This is a genomic window from Cellulomonas oligotrophica, from assembly GCF_013409875.1.
Classification (GTDB): Bacteria; Actinomycetota; Actinomycetes; order Actinomycetales; family Cellulomonadaceae; genus Cellulomonas; species Cellulomonas oligotrophica.
Genome location: NZ_JACCBK010000001.1, coordinates 3,725,949 through 3,741,992, shown reverse-complemented (window position 1 = coordinate 3,741,992; position 16,044 = coordinate 3,725,949). Strand labels below are relative to the sequence as shown.

Genomic DNA, 16,044 nt, shown 5'->3' with positions numbered 1-16,044 from the left:
TCCTCCGTCAGTGAGGCGGCGCGCAGGCAGGGACCCAACGTAGCCAGCACGTCCGACACCGGGACGGACCCGCGCCGGACCGCGGAACGGGCGGGCGCCGACGGATCAGACGGCGTTGATCCGCAGCAGGTTGCCCGCGGGGTCCCGCACCGCGGCGTCCCGCACCCCGTACGGCTGGTCGGTCGGCTCCTGGACGACGTCGACGCCGGCGGCCACGAGGGCGTCGAAGGTGCCGTCGAGGTCCGGGGTCGCCAGCGTCAGCGCGCCGTAGCTGCCCTTGGCCATGAGCTCGAGGATCGTGCGCCGCTCGTCGTCGCTGATCCCCGGGTCCACGGCCGGCGGGTGCAGCACGACCGAGGTGCCGGCACCGCCGGGCGGGCCGACGGTGATCCACCGCATGCCCTCGTAGCCGACGTCGTTGCGGACCTCGAGGCCGAGCAGGTCCCGGTAGAACCGCAGCGACGCCTCGGGGTCGGTGTGCGGCAGGAACGCGTGGTGCAGGGTGATGTCCATGCCCGCCACGCTAGGAGCGGACGCGGGCGCGCGCTTCTCGGATCCTGACCGGTCGCGTGACCTGCAGGGTGTGGCACGACGGCATCTCCCCGCCCGCCTCCCGCCGCCGGTACACGCTCGGCGGGACACCCATGAGCTCGGTGAACCGGGTGCTGAACGTGCCCAGCGACGAGCACCCCACCGCGAAGCACACGTCCGTGACGGACAGGTCCCCGCGGCGCAGCAGCGCCGCCGCCCGTTCGATCCGCCGCGTCATCAGGTACGCGTAGGGCGACTCGCCGTACACCCGCCGGAACTCCCGGCTCAGGTGCCCGGCGGACATGTGCGCGCCGCGCGCGAGCGCCTCGACGTCCAGGGGGCGGGCGAACTCGCGGTCGATCCGGTCGCGCACGCGCCGCAGCCGCACCAGGTCCCGCAGCCGCTGCTCCTCGACGTCCGTCGTCACCCGTCGATCGTGCCACGGACCCCGTCGGCGGCACCCTGACCGCGTCGGGTGGAGACCGTCACGGTGAACTTCGGGTCACGCCCGGCCTGCCGGGTCGGCCCGACGACGGCCTCCAGCGTGGGCCGGTAGCGCAGGTGGGAGTTCCACACGGCCCACAGCTCGCCGCCGGGGCGCAGCACGCGTGCGGCCTCGGCGAACAGCGCACGGGCGACCCCGGGGTGCACGGCCGCACCGACGTGGAACGGCGGGTTCAGCAGCACGACGTCGACGGACCCGTCGGGCAGCGCGTCCGCCCCGTCCGCGCGGAGCACCGTCACGCGGTCGGCCACGCCGTTGGCCTCGACGGTCGCCCGCGCCGACGCGACCGCCGCCGCGGACTCGTCCGTCGCGACGACCCGCACGCCGGGCCGCCGCCGGGCCAGCGCGACGGCGAGGACGCCGGTGCCGCAGCCCAGGTCGAGCGCGGTGCCGTCGGCGGGCGGCAGGTCGTCGAGGTGCGCGAGCAGCGCCCGGGTGCCGATGTCGACGCCCGTGCCGGCGAACGCGCCCCCGTGCGCGCGCACCGTGACGCCGACGTCGGGGTGCTCGACGCGCTCGGGCCACCGCGCGGCCGGACGCTCGGCGGCCGGGCGGGGGTGCGACGCCACCAGCACCCGGGACTTCTGCCGGGCGAGCCGGGCCTCGACGTGCCCGAGGTGGCGCGCGAGCACGTCGTTCATCGCCGTCGTCATGTGCTTGACCCGGCCCCCGGCCAGGACGACGACGGACGGGTCGGCGTGCTCGGCGACGAGCGCTGCGATCTCGGCGAGCGCGTCCAGCGACCGCGGCAGCTGCACCAGCACCAGGCGTGCGCCCGCGACCAGCGAGGCGTCGAGCGGGTGCGAGGTGAACCCGTCGATCCCGAGGCGCTCGGCGTTGGCGTGCAGCGCGCGCTCGCCCGTGAGCCGGTCCTGGTGGGTCCGCACCCCGGTGACGCCGTGCCGGGCGACCGCCCCGAGCGTCAGCGCGCCGTACCGGTCGCCGATGACGACGACCGTGCCGTCCGCCGCGCCCGCGAGCGCCGGGGCCGCCTCGTCGAGCAGAAGCCTGTCGGTCGCGTCCACCGCGTGCAGGTTGGGGGCCTCGAGGTCGGGATGACGCCGCAACGCGTCGAGGACGTCGCTCATCGCACGTACGGGGGTCGGATCACCGGCCCGAGGCTAGCAACGCGGTCGGACGACGTCGGCGGGGCCCGCCGTGGACGCTGTGCCGCGAGGGACCGACCACGGCGAGTCAGTACGGGAGCCTGTCGAGCCCTGCGGTCGACATCATCTCCTCGTAGTCGCGCAGCAGGCGGGCCGACCGCGGGCCGTCGACGTGGCTCGCGAGGGTGTCGCCCTGGACGAGGAGCCCGGGGAACCGCCGACCGGGTTGCTGCACGAGCTGGACGTTGCCGCCCCAGACCAGCCGCTCGGGAGGTGCCAGCGGCTCGAGGTCGGGTGCGCCCGCCTCCCACCAGTCGGCCGACACGGTCGCGGCACCCAGCCGCGCGACGCGGTCCAGCACGTACGCCTCGACGGCCCCGGGCAGCCGCACGCCGTGCTCACCGACCTCGTGCGCCAGCACGGCCGGCCATGCCAGCACCCCGTCGGTGCGGTGGTCCCCGCCAGGACGAGCGCAGAACGGGCAGGGCGGTGGCCCGTCGACCTCGCGGAGGAACGTGCCGGTCGCCAGGTAGCGGGTGACCGTGCGGCGGTCGTGGTGGTCCCAGGTCTCGTCGACGAGGTCCACGGGGTCCGGGAGCTCGGGCCGCTCGTCCGTCCGCCACGCGCCGATGAGCCTCAGCACCACCAGGGTCCCCGTTCGACGGTCGGGACGTCCCGGTCGCGGACGCCGCGACAGCAATACCACGGCAGGCATCACGCGCAGGACCGTCCGGGCCCTTCGTCCGTCGAGCACGGCACCCGAGCGGCGGACGCTGGACGGACCAGATGTCGAGGCGACGGAGCGCACCGTGCCCAGAGCGACCCCCCGGGACGACCTGCTTGCGGCGAGCGAGGCGGGGTGCACCGCCCTGATGGCGCTCCTCGAGCGCCTTCCCCGGGCGCGATCGACGAGGCGTTCCCCTTCCCGGACCGCGACCGGTGCGTGCGGGACGTGCTCGGGCACCTGCACGCCTGGCACCTGATGATGCTGCGCTGGCACGACGAGGGCATGGCGGGCGGCAGGCCCGCGATCCCGGCGCCCGGTCACACGTGGCGCACGCTGCCGGCCCTGAACCAGGAGATCTGGGTCCGGTGCCAGGACGTGGACCTCGCGACGACCCGCTGCGCTCGACACCAGCCACGAGAGCGTGCAGAACCTGATCCGCCGCTACTCCGACGAGGAGCTGTTCACCAAGCGCCGCTACCCCTGGACGGGCACGACGTCACTGGGCGACTACCTGGTCTCGGCCACCGCGAGCCACTACGCCTGGGCGCTGAAGAAGCTCCGCCTCGCCGAACGCAGCATCGGGCGGACGCCGGGCGCGAGCGTGGCACCAGGGAGCCCGGCCGCGAGGCGACGCTAGACGAGGCGTCGGAGCCGGTCGAGGTGGCGCAGGACCTCGTCGCGGTTCTTCGCGGCCTTGATCCACGTCGGCAGCTTCGCGGACAACGGCGCGGGCCCAGGTCGGTGCTCGCGCAGCCGGCCGGCGACGTAGGCCGCGAGGTACTCCAGGTGCGTCTCGTTGTTCGCCCGGAGGAGCCTGCCGCCGCAGCAGGTCGCCTGCAGCAGCAGGGGCGTGCCGAAGCGCGCGTCGACGGCCTCTTCCGCCTCCACGACCGGGGGCGGGCGGCCCGTCGCGGGATCGACACACGTGTACCCGCCGAACGTGAGGACCTCGACGCAGCGCAGCGCGCGGGAGCGGTCGTCCGTCGGCCTCACGTCAGCGCTCCCGCGTCCGGCGGTCCGCGGGCCGCCGGCGCAGCCGGACCATGCCTCGGCTGCCCAGCGGTGCGCCGGTGTCGTCGAGCACCCACCGCGTCGCCACGGTCCGTTCGCCACGGGTCCACTCCTCGCGGACGACGGGACGGTCCAGCTGGCGCCGGATCCAGGCCAGCGCCCACCGGGCGTGCTGCTCAGGGGTGGCGTCGACTCCCACGACGGTCAGGCACTCGGGGTCGTCCGCGGCGTAGTCGTCGCCCTGGTAGTGGTCGCTCCATGCCCCCTGCAACGTGGGCCGCTCGGCGCTGGTCGCGCAGTCCGGCGAGGTCCAGAACGCGAGCTGCAGCTCCCGACGCGGGCTCGTCAGGCCGGGCACGTCGAGGCGGACGAAGGTGGGCGCCATCCCGGGCACCGCCTCGGTGGCCTCGGGTGCGACCCGTTCACCGAGCACGTCGGGCGCGTCCGCGCGCAGCCGGTCGAGGAACGCCACCTCGTGCGCGCCGCGGCCGTCCGCACCCGCGAACCACCCGTCGTCGCCCGCCATGGCCCGATCGTGCCAGGCGGCGATACGACGGCGCGGAGCACCGCGGTGGGCCGCGTCACCCACGACGGGCGCCCCGGGACTCGTGGGCGACGATCGCGAGCTGGACCCGGTTGTGCAGGCCCAGGCGGGTCAGCGCGCTCGACACGTCGGCCTTGACGCTGCCGACCGACAGGTACAGCCGCTCGGCGATCTCGCTGTTCGACAGTCCCTCGGCCACCGCGAGCGCGACCTCCTGCTCGCGGTCGGTCAGCGTCGCCAGCGGTCCGGGCCCGGGGCCCACGGGCGCGACGTCGGTGTCGCGCACGTGGTCGACGAGCTGGCGCAGGACGTCGACCGAGAGCGCGGGCTCGCCGTTGCCTGCGGCCACCACAGCGCTGACGATCATCGGTCTGATGATCGTGGTCGGCCTCGCAACGGCGTCGGAGCGGCCTGGCTGCTCGGCCGGCTCGCCGCCACCTACCTGCGCACCAGGATGGTCGACGTCTTCAGCCGCATCCGCTACGGCACCGTCTTCCACGAGGGCCCTGCGGACGGCGTCCTCGAACAGATCGACCGGGCCACGCTCCGCGGCGAGCAGCAGATGAGGGCGGCCAAGCAGAAGGAGCGCGACGACATGCTGGTGAAGGCGGGCAGGCACGGACTGTGCGCGGCCCCAGCGCCCCGCTACCGACGTCGGGAGCGGCCGCGACGACGAGCTCCCTGCGTCGGGCGCGACGGAGAAGGGTGCGCGGCCGCCCGGGCGCAGATGAGGAGGCAGATGACGGGCGGCACCTGGTCTCGCCCGACGACGGCGCGATGGCGCCCCCCGGAGGACCTGCCTGAGGTCCTCCGGGCCGGGTCACCGGCCGCTGCTCAGCCCCGCGGTGCCCGCGTCAGCCGGTGGACCAGCGCCCCGACCCACAGGAGCAGGACGGCGACCGAGACCGCGACCGCGATGTCGGCGTCGAGAAGGTCGAAGACCCGACCCTGGTCGGCGCGCGCATCGATGCCCAACCACAGGAGAGCCCCAGCGGCAGCGGCGACGAGCCAACCGAGCACGTACACCCACGCGCGGCGCGGCGCGGCACCCCGGGCAGCGAAGGTGCGCGCGTAGGCGCGCGGGGTCCCGAACGACTCCGTCGGAGCGTGGCCGCTCTCGCGCACGTGCTCCTCGACGGTCGAGATCGCCTCACTGATCTCGGCATCGCCGAGGCCGCGCAGCCGCAGCCGCCGTCCGAGCTCGGACGTGTACCTGCTCGTGGTCGTGGTCATCGCGGGCCTTCCTCGCCGTGGAGCAGTGCGGTCATCGCCCCCGAGAACCGGGGCCACGAGTCCTGGTGGCGACGGATCGCGTCACGCCCCTCCGGGGTCAGGTCGTAGTAGCGGCGTGCCGGTCCCGACGCCTGCGGGTCCCACCGGCTGGTGACCAGACCGGCGGCCTCGAGGGCCCGCAGCGCGGGGTACAGCGCCCCACCGGTGACCGAGCCCCACCCCAGCTGCTCGAGCCGCTGGGAGATGGCGTAGCCGTAGACCGGCTCCGCACCACCGACGGCGCCCAGGATCGCCGTGGCCAGCAACCCCCGCTGCCACTCGACCGGCCACGCCGCGTCCGTCATGGAAGAATCGAACACCGATCTAGGTAGAGATGCAACCTATTGCCGACCGCTGATCGACCGGAACCGTCGACGGCCCACGCGCACCGCCGAAGGTGGGGACCTTCCGGCGACCGGGGACGAGCACGGTCCGCTCGCCGCGTGCGCACTCCTCGCGGACGACGAGACGGTCGAGCTGCCTCCGCAGCCACCGGCGTCGGGAGAGTCAGCCGCCGAAGGGCAGGACGGGGCGGCCGGGCACGTCGACGCGGACGCGGAAGAGGGCGCCGGCGGCGGGCTCGGGGTCGTCGAGGTTCTCGCGGGACGTGGTGACGTAGAGGTCGCGCAGGTCGGGGCCGCCGAGCGTGCAGGCGGTGGTGAGGCGGACGGGCAGCTCGACCTCGGCGATCACGTCGCCGGCGGGCGAGTGGCACCGCACGCGGCCCGCGGTGTTCAGCGCGACCCACACGTTGCCCGCGGAGTCCACGACGAGGCCGTCGGGGCGCTCCCCGGGGCGTCCGGCGAAGGGGCGGCGGTTGGTCAGCCGCCCGCGGACGACGTCGAAGACGGCGGTGCGGCCGGTGGCGGTGTCGTCGTAGTAGGCGCGGGTGCCGTCGGGCGAGAAGTCGAGACCGTTGGAGATCGTCACGTCGTCGAGCACGACCTGGACGTCGCCGTCGGGGGCGATGCGGTAGAGCATGGCGGCGCCGGGGGCCCGGTCGTACGCCATGGACCCGGCGTAGAGGGCGCCGCGGGGGTCGCAGCCGCCCTCGTTCATGCGCACGCCGGGGTCGGACCACAGCTCGGGCAGGGCGGTGGGGAGGCCGTCGGGGTCGTCGGCCAGGGCGATGCCGCGCTCGAGCCCGACGACGTAGCCGCCGCGGGTGCGGGGCCGGACGAAGGCGGCGACGTCGCCGACGTGCAGGCGGTCCACGGTGCCGCCGTCGCGCAACGTCAGCAGGTCGCCGGCGAGCATGTCGACCCAGCGCAGCCCGCCCCAGGTCGGCGACCAGCACGGCCCCTCGCCGTGGTAGGCGACGGGGTCGGTGATCTGCTCGGCACGCAGCACGGTGCTCCTCGGGTCGTCGGCGACAGGTGGTGCGAGCCTGGCGCGGATGCGCGCGCGGTGCACGCCGGGGCGGCACACCCTTGACCTTCACACCGTGACAAGGTCTTGGATGCGGGACGGAGGTGGTCGAGATGACGGGGACGCCGGACCGGACGGCGAGGGTGACGGCGGCGCTGGCGGCGCCGACGTCGTCGGTGCGCCTGCAGGCAGCCCTGGCGGCGGGCAGCGACCCGGCGCCGGAGCAGGTGGACGCGCTGGTGCGCCGGTGCGCGGTGGAGCCGGACTTCTTCGTCCGCGACATGCTGACCTGGGCGCTGACCCGGCACGACCCCTCGGCGGTGGTCGCGCGGCTGCTGCCCGAGCTCGGGTCCGACGTCGCGCAGGCGCGGGCGCAGGCCCTGCACACGCTCTCCAAGATCGGCCGACCGGGCACGTGGTCGGCGATCACGCCGGCGCTGCTGCAGGACGGCGACGACGACGTGGCGCGTGCCGCGTGGCGGACCGCCGCGGACCTCGTGCCCGCCGGCGAGGAGGCCGCGCTCGCGGTCACGCTCGCCACGCAGCTGGGCCGCGGCGACCGGCACGTGCGGCTGAGCCTGAGCCGGGCGCTCGTCGCCCTGGGCGATGCGGCCGTCCCCGTCGTCGAGCGCGCGACGAGCCACCCCGACCCGGGGGTGCGGGCGCACGCGACCGCGACCGCCCGGCTCCTCGCAGACCCCGACGCGGGGTTCGACGCCGCCGTCGACGAGGCCCGCCGCCTCGTCGCGCTGCGGGACGCACCCGTGGTGCCGGGGTGAGCCGGTGCTGATCGGCGAGGTCTCCGCGCGGACGGGGATCAGCACGCGCATGCTCCGGCACTACGACACGATCGGCCTCGTGCGGCCCGGCGGTCGCACCGGCGGCGGGTACCGGCAGTACGTGCCGTCCGACCTGCGCCGCCTGTTCCACGTCGAGGGGCTGCGCTCCCTGGGCCTGAGCCTGCCCGAGGTGGCGACCGTCCTGGCCGACCTGGAGTTCGACCCCGCCCCGATGGTCGAGCGCCTCGTCGAGCGCACGCGCGAGCGGCTGGCCCGCGAGGAGGAGCTGCTGCAGCTGCTGACCCGCGTGCGGTCGAGCGGTCCCGCGGCCTGGTCGGAGGCCCTCAGCACCGTCGCCCTCCTGCGAGGGCTGGAGGCCGACGACCCGTCGGCACGCCAACGCCTCGTCCTGGCCCTCACCGGGGAGACCGGCACGGGCGTCGGACCGCTCACCGAGGCGGCGCTGCGCGAGCCCGAGCCGAACGTGGCGGGTGCCCTGTACTGGTCGCTGGCACGCCAGGGCGACGACGCCGTCGACGAGCTCGCGCAGGCGCTGACGTCCACGGACGCGGACCGGCGCCGCCGTGCGGTCGCGGCGCTGGCGAAGATCGCCTCGCCCCGGGCGCTCACGGCGCTGGCCGCCGCCGCCGGGCACCCCGACCCGTTCGTCGACGCCCGGGCGACGCTCGCCCGCGGGGCGCTGGGCGACGTCGACGCGGTGCCCGCGCTGGTCGCCCTCGTCGCCGACGGGCGCGACGACGTCGAGGCCGCGGACGTGCTCGGCCGGCTCGCCGTGCAGCCCGGCCCCGCGGCGGGCGTGGTCCGTGCGATCGGGGCCGCGGCGGCCGACGCCCCGGCCGAGGCGCGCCGGCGGCTGACGGGCGCGCTCGCGGAGATCCCGGGGCCGGAGGCGGACGACGCGCTGACGGTGCTGGCCGCGGACCCGGCGCGGGCCGTGGCGCTGACGGCGACGGCGCTGCTGCGCGCGCGGCCCGCCTCCGGTCCGGACGGTCTGCCGACGGTCAGCGCAGCGCGGCAGGCACGATCGTCAGCGCGTGCTCGCGCACGTGGTCCAGGGCCCGCCGGACCGCTCCGAGGGTGACGACGTCCCGGCCCAGCGCGGACGCGAGCACCTCGACGCCCGGGGGGTCGACGTACCGGTCGAGGTCGCGCCGCACGAGCGCGAGCAGCGGCTCGCAGGACGCGGCGACGGCACCGGCGACGACGACGCGCTCGGGGTCGTAGATGCTCGCGAAGGTCGCGACGACGCGCGTGACGAGCGCGGCGACGTGCTCGACGACGCCGAGGGCCAGCGGGTCCTGGGCCGCGGCGGCCGCGAAGACGTCGGCCGCGTCGAGGGCCGCGGGGTCGACGTCCTGCAGCGAGGACCCGTGGTGCCCGTCGTCCCGGCCCAGCCGCGCGAGCTGGGCGAGGGCGTCGTCGCGCACGAGGGCGGCGATGCCGGTGGCCGAGCCGACGCCGTCGACGAGGTCGAGGTAGCGCATCTCCCCCACGCCGCCATGGGCGCCGCGCAGCAGGCGGCCGTCGTCGACGACGCCGGCGCCGAACCGCTCGCCGGCCAGCAGCGTGACGTGGCACCGCACGCCCCGGCCGTGCCCCAGCCAGTGCTCGGCGACGCCGGCCAGGTTGGCGTCGTTGTCGACGAGGGTCGTCCAGCCGTGCCGGTCGTGCAGGTGGGCGACGATGCCGGGGTTCATCCGCTCCCAGAACGGGTTGTCGCGGAACGTCGTGCGTCCGTCGCGGTCGACGGGCGCGGGCACGCCGACCGCGACCGCCAGGACGCTGCGCGGGGACGCGCCGGCGTCGTCGAGGACCGCGAGCACGGCCTGCTCGATGCGGTCGAGGCGCGCCGCGCCGGGGTCCTCGGGCGACGCGGGCAGCACGGTGCGGGCGAGCGTGCCGCCGCGCAGGTCGGTCGCGGTCGCGCTGATGCGGTGCTGCCCGGCGTCGACGCCCACGACGACGCCGGCGCGGGGGTCGAAGGCGTAGCGGCGGGCGGGCCGGCCCTTGCCGGGGTCGGCGCCGGTGCGCCGGCTCTCCAGCTCGGCGACCCAGCCGCGCGCGATGAGCTCGTCGCAGACGTCGTGCACGGTGGCGCGCGACAGGCCCGTGGCCTCGATGAGCGCGGAGCCGGTGACCTCGTCGAGGTCCCACAGCCGGTCGAGCACGAGCCGTGCGCTGGCGTCGCGCAGGTGCCGGGACGACACCGGGGTCCGAACCACCTCTTGACCTCCTCGGGCTTCGCGGTCACTCTCGTGGCAGGTCTTAAATTTAGGTCCTAGATCAAGACGGGCCATCCCGGGGGGACGCATGACGACGGTGACGGGGATCGACCAGGTGCGGGCCGCAGGGCCCGCGCAGGACGCGACCTGGTGGCGGCAGGCCGTCGTCTACCAGATCTACCCGCGCAGCTTCGCCGACTCGAACGGCGACGGCGTCGGCGACCTGCGCGGCATCACCGCCAAGGTCGGCCACCTGCGCGACCTCGGCGTCGACGCCGTCTGGCTGAGCCCCTTCTACCCCTCGGCCCTGGCCGACGGCGGCTACGACGTCGACGACCACCGCGCCGTCGACCCCCGCATCGGCACCCTCGACGACTTCGACGCGCTGCGCACCGCGCTGCACGCCGCCGGCATCCGCCTCGTCGTCGACATCGTCCCCAACCACACGTCGGACCGGCACGCGTGGTTCGTCGAGGCCCTCGCCTCCCCGCCCGGCTCGCGCAGCCGGCAGCGCTACGTGTTCCGTCGCGGCCGCGGCCCGCACGGCGAGCTGCCGCCCAGCGACTGGACCGCCAGCTTCGGCGGCCCCGCGTGGGAGCCCGTCGGCGACGGCGAGTGGTACCTGCACCTGTTCGCCCCCGAGCAGCCCGACCTCAACTGGGCCGACGACGAGGTCCGCGAGGACTTCCTGCGCACGCTCGCGTTCTGGGCCGACCGCGGCGTCGACGGGTTCCGCATCGACGTCGCGCACGCCCTCGCCAAGGACCTCACCGAGCCGCTGCCCAGCCAGGCCGAGCTCGACGCGCACCTCGGCGACGGCACGCACCCGCTGCAGGACCGCGACGAGGTGCACGACATCTACCGCGAGTGGCGCCGCCTGTTCGACCGGTACGACCCGCCGCGCACCGCCGTGGCGGAGGCGTGGGTGCCGGCGCACCGGCGCTCGCGGTACGCCTCGCCGCAGGGGCTGGGCCAAGCCTTCAACTTCGACCTGCTCGAGGCGCCCTGGGACGCGGCGGCGTTCGCGTCGATCATCGACACGAACCTGGCGCTGGCCCACGAGTCCGGGGCGTCGTCGACGTGGGTGCTGTCGAACCACGACGTGGTCCGGCACGCCACCCGGTACGCCCTGCCCCCCGGCACGGACCTGGCCGCATGGCTGAACGCCGACGGCACCGACCCCGCCCCGGACGAGGAGCGCGGCCTGCGCCGGGCGCGCGCCGCGACGCTCCTGGTCCTCGCGCTGCCGGGCTCGGCGTACCTGTACCAGGGCGAGGAGCTGGGCCTGCCGGAGGTCGCCGACCTGCCGCGCGACGCGCTCCAGGACCCGACGTTCGTGCGGTCCGGCGGGACGCAGAAGGGCCGCGACGGCTGCCGGGTGCCGCTGCCGTGGTCGTCCCACGGTCCGACGCTCGGGTTCGGCGACCAGCGCGCGCACCTGCCCGTGCCCGCGTCGTTCGCGCGGTTCGCCGCCGACGCCGAGGCCACGGACGACTCCTCGACGCTGGCGCTGTACCGGCGAGCGCTCGCCGAGCGGCGGCGACGGCAGACCGGGGAGATGCTGGAGTGGCTGACGGACGTCCCGCCGACGGTGGTGGCGTTCCGCCGGCCCGGCGGCTGGACGTCGGTCACGAACTTCGGCAGCACCCCGGCACCGGTGCCGGCGGGCCGGGTGGTCCTCGCCAGCGGGCCGCTCGACGGCACGGGCGTGCCGCCCGAGACGACGGTGTGGCTGGACCAGGGCACGACGCAGGACTGACGCGGGACGGGCGGGTGCACCGGCGCACCCGCCCGGCAGGGGACGCGGCAACGGTGCCGCGGCGACTTCGACCACCCGGAGGCGACGGCATGACGTCAGAGAGCACCCTCATGCAGGCCACGCTCAGCAGGCGCGGGTTCCTGCGCGGCGTCGGGGCCGCGGGCGCGGGGCTGGCCCTCGCGTCGTGCGCGAGCGCCTCGGCGTCGTCGCGCACCACGGAGATCGTGTTCTACCAGTCCAAGCCCGAGGTGATCGGGTACTTCGGCGAGCTCATCGAGCAGTTCCACCAGTCCCAGTCACGGGTGCGGGTGCGGCACGACTCGACGTCGAACCTCGCGGGGTCGTTCGTGCGGGAGTCGCCGCCGGACATCGGGTGCCTCAACTACAACTTCGAGATCTCCCGGTACGTGGAGCGCGGCGCGCTGTCCGACCTGTCGGACATGCCGGAGGCCGGACGCGTCCTGCCCGAGCTGCAGCCGCTGATCGACGTCACGGCGACCTACCCGGGCCGCACGAGCGTCGTCCCGTACTCGCTCATGGCGGCCGCGGTGCTCTACAACCGCCAGATCTTCGCCGATCTCGACCTGACGCCCCCGACGACGTGGGACGAGCTGCTGACGCTGTGCCGGACGCTGACCGACGCCGGCGTCACGCCGATCTACTCCACGTTCAAGGACCCGTGGACGATCGCGCAGGGCCACTTCGACTACACGGTCGGCGGCCTGGTCGACACCACCGACTTCTTCACGCAGCTCAAGGCGCAGGGCACCGACGTGGGGCCCGACTCCCCCGTTGCGTTCCAGCAGCAGATGCTCGAGCCCGTGCAGCGCATGCAGGAGCTCGTCGCGTTCACCAACCCGGACGCGGCCAGCCGCGGCTACGGCGACGGCAACGTGGCGTTCGCGCGGGGCGAGGCCGCCATGTACCTGCAGGGGCCGTGGGCGCTCGGCGAGATCGCCAAGACCACCCCGGACCTCGACGTCGGTGCGTTCCCGCTGCCCATGACGGACGACCCCGCGGACCGCCGGGTGCGGGTCAACGTCGACCTGGCCCTGTGGATCCCGGAGCGCTCGACGAAGAAGGAGGCGGCGCGCGAGTTCCTCGCGTTCCTCATGCAGCCGGAGATCATCGACGCGTACAACGCCCACGCCCTCGGCTTCGGCGTCACGGAGGGCGCCGCCCCGGTCACGGACCCCACGCTCGTCGAGCTGCGCGAGTACTACGACCGGGCCGCGTTCTACGTGGGCGCGTCCCAGCTGGTCCCGCAGTCGATCCCGCTGCAGAACTACACGCAGTCCCTCGCGGCGGGAGCCGCCCCCGAGCCGGTCCTGGCCACGCTCGACGCCGACTGGCGGCGGCTCGCGTTCCGCTCCTGACGCCGCGCGCCGCCCACCCACGAACGGAGACACCCGATGGTCACCGCACCAGCCACCCGGGGCACGACCCGGCGGGGCAGCGCCGGCACCGCGGCACCGACGCCGCGGCCCGCCGACCGCCGCCACCGCGTCCCGCGGACGTTCTACCTGTTCCTCGTCCCCACGCTCGTCGTGTTCACCCTGTCGATCACGCTGCCCGCCGTCATGGGCATCACGTTCAGCTTCACCGACTCCGTCGGGTTCGGGGAGTTCTCGTTCACCGGCCTGACCAACTACGTCGCGCTGTTCTCCGACCCGGCGATCCGCAGCTCGTACCTGTTCACCATCGGGTTCGCGCTGGTCACCGTGCTGCTCGTCAACGTCGTCGCGTTCCTGCTGGCCGTGGGCCTGACCGCGCGGATCCGGGCCAAGATCGCGCTCCGTACGGTGTTCGTGCTGCCCATGGTGATCTCGGGCATCGTCATCGCGTACGTCTTCAACTTCCTGTTCTCCAACTCGGTGCCGCAGCTCGGGCAGGCCCTGGGCATCGGCCCGCTGGAGCAGAGCCTGCTGGCCGACCCCGACCTGGCGTGGACGACGATCGTGATCGTCACCGCGTGGCAGGCGATCCCGTCCGCGCTGCTCATCTACATCGCGGGCATCCTGTCGATCCCCGGCGAGGTGTACGAGGCCGCCGCCATGGACGGGGCGTCCGCGCGCCGCCGGCTGGTGTCGATCACCCTGCCGCTGGTCGCCGGGTACGTCGTCATCAACCTCGTCATCGGCTTCAAGAACTTCCTCAACGCCTACGACATCATCGTCGGCCTCACCAACGGCGGTCCCGGCACCGCGACCCGCAGCGTCGCCATGACGATCTTCTCCGGGTTCACCGGCGGCGACTACGCCTACCAGATGGCCAACGCGACGATCTTCTTCCTCATCGCCGTCGTCCTCGCCGTCGTCCAGCTGCGCCTGACCCGTGGAAGGAGCGCCCTGTGACCGCCCAGACCCTGCCGACGACCACCCCCGCCCAGGTGCCGGTCGCCCGGCGCCGGTTCCGCCGCCGCGGCGGCGGCGAGGACCGCACGAGCTGGGGCACCACGATCATCCTGGCGCTGTGCACGCTGGCGGTGCTCGCCCCCCTGTACGCGACGGCGACGATGGCGTTCAAGACGACGTCGCAGTCCGTGGACGGGCAGGTGTTCTCCCTGCCGTCGCCGGTCAGCGTCGACGGGTTCGTCGAGGCGTGGCGGCTGACGAACTTCCCCCGCGGGTTCGCGATCTCCGTGTTCGTCACCGCCGTGACCGTGGTCGGCACCGTCGCGCTCGCGTCGCTGGCCGCGTACGCGATCGCCCGCAACTGGGACCGCCGGTTCTTCCGCTGGTCGTTCTTCTACCTGCTGGCCGCGATGTTCCTGCCGTTCCCCGTGCTGGCGCTCTCGCAGGTCAAGCTCACCGGGATCGTCGGGCTCGCCAACCCCGTGGGCGTGGCGCTGCTGCACGTGATGTTCCAGCTCTCGTTCAGCGTGCTGCTGTTCACCGCGTTCATCCGCGGCCTGCCCGAGGAGCTCGAGGAGAGCGCCCGCCTCGACGGGGCGAGCACGTGGACGGTGTTCCGACGCGTCGTCTTCCCGATGATGGCGCCCATGAGCGCGACCGTCGCGATCTTCGCGTTCCTCGCGTCGTGGAACGACTTCATGATGCCGTCGCTCATCACCGCGGACTCGACGCTGCAGACCCTGCCGGTGCTGCAGAGCGTGTTCCAGACGCAGTTCAGCAGCAACTACAACGTCGCGTTCGCGTCGTACCTCATGGCGATGGCACCCGCGATCGTCGTCTACCTGTTCACCCAGCGCTGGGTGATGGCCGGTGTCACCCAGGGGGCGATCAAGTAGCGGCCGTCGGCTGCCCGACCCGCACCCCGCCCTCGGGCGCGAGCGGCAGGGACCGCACGCTGCGGAACCGCCGCTCGCGCCCGTCGACGGGGTCGGTGAACGCGACCTCCGCCGCGAGCAGCTGCAACGGGTGCCGGAAGTCGTCGGTCGGCACGTCCTTGACCACCGGGTACAACGGGTCGTCGACGATCGGCACGCCCAGCCCCCACAGGTGCAGCCGCAGCTGGTGGGTGCGCCCCGTGCGCGGCGACAACCGGTAGACCCCGTGCCCGCCGGCCTCACCCTCCAGCTCCACGAGCGTCTCGGCGTTGACCCGGGCGCCGGGCACCACCTCGGCCTGCCACGACCCGTTCTGCTTGCGGATGTGGTTGCGCACCACCACCGGCAGCTCCAGGTCCTCGCGCAGCGGCGCCAGCGCCCGGTACGTCTTGGTGACCGCCCGCCGCTCGAACGCCGTCTGGTACGGCCCACGCCACCGCTGCTCCGTGGCCAGCATCAGCAGCCCCGACGTCACGCGGTCCAGCCGGTGCAGCGGCGAGAGCTCCGGCAGCCCCAGCTCGGCGCGCAGCCGCACCACCACCGACTGCATCACGTGCCGACCCCGCGGGATCGTCGCCAGGAACGCCGGCTTGTCCACCACCACGAGCCGCTCGTCGCGGTGCACCACCACGACCTCGCCCGGCACGTCCGCCTCCGCCGGCAGGTCCCGGTGGAACCACACGAACGACTGCGGCACGTACGGGTCGCCGTCCCGCACCGCCCGCCCGTCCGCGTCGACGAACCGCCCCGCGTCGAGCATCGCCGCGACGTCCACGTGCTCCGGCAGCCGGTGCCGCAGCCACGCGCCCATCGTCGCCCAGCCGTCCGCCCGCCCCCGCACCTTGTTCGGCGTGCAGATCCGCGCGGCGTCCAGCCCGTGCCGCGACGGGAGCGGTGAACGAGGAGGCAC

The 16,044-nt window shown here is 74.6% G+C and carries 18 protein-coding genes and 2 pseudogenes; 8 read left to right on the top strand and 12 right to left on the bottom strand.

All coding sequences use genetic code 11. The features are described from left to right. Window positions 1–105 precede the first annotated feature (105 nt). The 4 genes from BKA21_RS17130 to BKA21_RS19765 form a co-directional block, all read right to left on the bottom strand. Window positions 106–513 carry a VOC family protein gene (locus tag BKA21_RS17130; RefSeq protein ID WP_140460168.1) on the bottom strand — a complete coding sequence of 136 codons (408 nt, stop codon included), beginning with the start codon at window positions 511–513 and terminating at the stop codon, window positions 106–108. Window positions 514–523: 10 nt separating this feature from the next. Next, a complete protein-coding gene (locus BKA21_RS17125; protein ID WP_140460167.1) occupies window positions 524–958 on the bottom strand; it encodes a helix-turn-helix transcriptional regulator in 435 nt (144 codons plus the stop codon). Beyond that, a complete protein-coding gene (locus tag BKA21_RS17120; RefSeq protein ID WP_140460166.1) occupies window positions 955–2,124 on the bottom strand; it encodes a class I SAM-dependent methyltransferase in 1,170 nt (389 codons plus the stop codon). The genes BKA21_RS17125 and BKA21_RS17120 overlap by 4 nt, the downstream gene beginning before the upstream one ends. 106 nt (window positions 2,125–2,230) lie before the next feature. After that, window positions 2,231–2,785 (bottom strand): DUF6959 family protein, encoded by a 555-nt coding sequence (locus BKA21_RS19765; protein ID WP_179625398.1) that lies wholly within the window; start codon window positions 2,783–2,785, stop codon window positions 2,231–2,233. Window positions 2,786–3,124: 339 nt separating this feature from the next. Between BKA21_RS19765 and BKA21_RS19760 the strand changes: the two are divergent. After that, window positions 3,125–3,202 (top strand): annotated as a pseudogene (locus BKA21_RS19760) (hypothetical protein); the annotation flags it as partial. A 73-nt stretch (window positions 3,203–3,275) separates the two neighbouring features. Then, a pseudogene (locus BKA21_RS19115) lies at window positions 3,276–3,506 on the top strand (ClbS/DfsB family four-helix bundle protein); the annotation flags it as partial. Here BKA21_RS19115 and BKA21_RS17105 read toward each other — a convergent pair. The 6 genes from BKA21_RS17105 to BKA21_RS17080 form a co-directional block, all read right to left on the bottom strand. Further along, window positions 3,503–3,862, bottom strand: a complete 360-nt coding sequence (locus BKA21_RS17105; protein WP_140460164.1) for a hypothetical protein — start codon at window positions 3,860–3,862, stop codon at window positions 3,503–3,505. The pseudogene BKA21_RS19115 and the gene BKA21_RS17105 sit on opposite strands and share 4 nt — an antisense overlap. Window position 3,863: 1 nt before the next feature. Next, window positions 3,864–4,406: a hypothetical protein gene (locus tag BKA21_RS17100; RefSeq protein ID WP_140460163.1), complete on the bottom strand. Its 543-nt coding sequence runs from the start codon at window positions 4,404–4,406 to the stop codon at window positions 3,864–3,866. A gap of 55 nt (window positions 4,407–4,461) precedes the next feature. Beyond that, the gene (locus BKA21_RS17095; protein ID WP_140460162.1) at window positions 4,462–4,791 is read right to left on the bottom strand and encodes a response regulator transcription factor; all 330 of its coding nucleotides are present in this window, start codon (window positions 4,789–4,791) and stop codon (window positions 4,462–4,464) included. 467 nt (window positions 4,792–5,258) lie between these two features. Next, a complete protein-coding gene (locus tag BKA21_RS17090; protein WP_140460161.1) occupies window positions 5,259–5,657 on the bottom strand; it encodes a hypothetical protein in 399 nt (132 codons plus the stop codon). After that, entirely contained in the window at window positions 5,654–6,001 is a 348-nt protein-coding gene (locus BKA21_RS17085) for a PadR family transcriptional regulator (RefSeq protein ID WP_140460160.1), read from the bottom strand. Before BKA21_RS17085 ends, BKA21_RS17090 begins: the two co-directional genes overlap by 4 nt. Window positions 6,002–6,203: 202 nt before the next feature. Further along, window positions 6,204–7,046, bottom strand: a complete 843-nt coding sequence (locus BKA21_RS17080) for an SMP-30/gluconolactonase/LRE family protein (RefSeq protein WP_179625397.1) — start codon at window positions 7,044–7,046, stop codon at window positions 6,204–6,206. 131 nt (window positions 7,047–7,177) lie between these two features. On the opposite strand from BKA21_RS17080, the gene BKA21_RS17075 reads away from it, so the two are divergent. Together BKA21_RS17075 and BKA21_RS17070 are read left to right on the top strand one after the other, a co-directional pair. Beyond that, window positions 7,178–7,843, top strand: a complete 666-nt coding sequence (locus BKA21_RS17075; RefSeq protein WP_140460159.1) for a HEAT repeat domain-containing protein — start codon at window positions 7,178–7,180, stop codon at window positions 7,841–7,843. A gap of 4 nt (window positions 7,844–7,847) precedes the next feature. Then, window positions 7,848–8,945 carry a HEAT repeat domain-containing protein gene (locus tag BKA21_RS17070; protein ID WP_140460158.1) on the top strand — a complete coding sequence of 366 codons (1,098 nt, stop codon included), beginning with the start codon at window positions 7,848–7,850 and terminating at the stop codon, window positions 8,943–8,945. Here the strand turns inward: BKA21_RS17070 and BKA21_RS17065 are convergent. After that, complete coding sequence (locus BKA21_RS17065; protein WP_170209094.1) at window positions 8,866–10,086, bottom strand: ROK family transcriptional regulator; 1,221 nt, start codon at window positions 10,084–10,086, stop codon at window positions 8,866–8,868. The genes BKA21_RS17070 and BKA21_RS17065 overlap by 80 nt on opposite strands. A gap of 88 nt (window positions 10,087–10,174) precedes the next feature. On the opposite strand from BKA21_RS17065, the gene BKA21_RS17060 reads away from it, so the two are divergent. The 4 genes from BKA21_RS17060 to BKA21_RS17045 all read left to right on the top strand — a co-directional run bounded on the left by BKA21_RS17060 (window position 10,175) and on the right by BKA21_RS17045 (window position 15,095). Then, window positions 10,175–11,845: a glycoside hydrolase family 13 protein gene (locus tag BKA21_RS17060; RefSeq protein WP_140460156.1), complete on the top strand. Its 1,671-nt coding sequence runs from the start codon at window positions 10,175–10,177 to the stop codon at window positions 11,843–11,845. Window positions 11,846–11,934: 89 nt separating this feature from the next. Further along, window positions 11,935–13,221 carry an ABC transporter substrate-binding protein gene (locus BKA21_RS17055; RefSeq protein WP_140460155.1) on the top strand — a complete coding sequence of 429 codons (1,287 nt, stop codon included), beginning with the start codon at window positions 11,935–11,937 and terminating at the stop codon, window positions 13,219–13,221. Window positions 13,222–13,257: 36 nt separating this feature from the next. Further along, a complete protein-coding gene (locus tag BKA21_RS17050; RefSeq protein ID WP_140460154.1) occupies window positions 13,258–14,199 on the top strand; it encodes a carbohydrate ABC transporter permease in 942 nt (313 codons plus the stop codon). Further along, window positions 14,196–15,095: a carbohydrate ABC transporter permease gene (locus BKA21_RS17045; protein WP_140460153.1), complete on the top strand. Its 900-nt coding sequence runs from the start codon at window positions 14,196–14,198 to the stop codon at window positions 15,093–15,095. Before BKA21_RS17050 ends, BKA21_RS17045 begins: the two co-directional genes overlap by 4 nt. Here the strand turns inward: BKA21_RS17045 and BKA21_RS17040 are convergent. Continuing rightward, on the bottom strand, window positions 15,088–16,044 hold the full coding sequence (locus BKA21_RS17040; protein WP_140460152.1) for a pseudouridine synthase: 957 nt from the start codon (window positions 16,042–16,044) through the stop codon (window positions 15,088–15,090). The two genes, BKA21_RS17045 and BKA21_RS17040, sit on opposite strands and share 8 nt — an antisense overlap.

Coding starts and splice junctions, on each gene's coding strand:
- BKA21_RS17095 (WP_140460162.1), bottom strand. CDS start 4,791: ATGATCGTCAGCGCTGTGGTGGCCGCAGGCAACGGCGAGCCCGCGCTC.
- BKA21_RS17055 (WP_140460155.1), top strand. CDS start 11,935: ATGACGTCAGAGAGCACCCTCATGCAGGCCACGCTCAGCAGGCGCGGG.
- BKA21_RS17075 (WP_140460159.1), top strand. CDS start 7,178: ATGACGGGGACGCCGGACCGGACGGCGAGGGTGACGGCGGCGCTGGCG.
- BKA21_RS17130 (WP_140460168.1), bottom strand. CDS start 513: ATGGACATCACCCTGCACCACGCGTTCCTGCCGCACACCGACCCCGAG.
- BKA21_RS17060 (WP_140460156.1), top strand. CDS start 10,175: ATGACGACGGTGACGGGGATCGACCAGGTGCGGGCCGCAGGGCCCGCG.
- BKA21_RS17085 (WP_140460160.1), bottom strand. CDS start 6,001: ATGACGGACGCGGCGTGGCCGGTCGAGTGGCAGCGGGGGTTGCTGGCC.
- BKA21_RS17090 (WP_140460161.1), bottom strand. CDS start 5,657: ATGACCACGACCACGAGCAGGTACACGTCCGAGCTCGGACGGCGGCTG.
- BKA21_RS17120 (WP_140460166.1), bottom strand. CDS start 2,124: ATGAGCGACGTCCTCGACGCGTTGCGGCGTCATCCCGACCTCGAGGCC.
- BKA21_RS17050 (WP_140460154.1), top strand. CDS start 13,258: ATGGTCACCGCACCAGCCACCCGGGGCACGACCCGGCGGGGCAGCGCC.
- BKA21_RS17100 (WP_140460163.1), bottom strand. CDS start 4,406: ATGGCGGGCGACGACGGGTGGTTCGCGGGTGCGGACGGCCGCGGCGCG.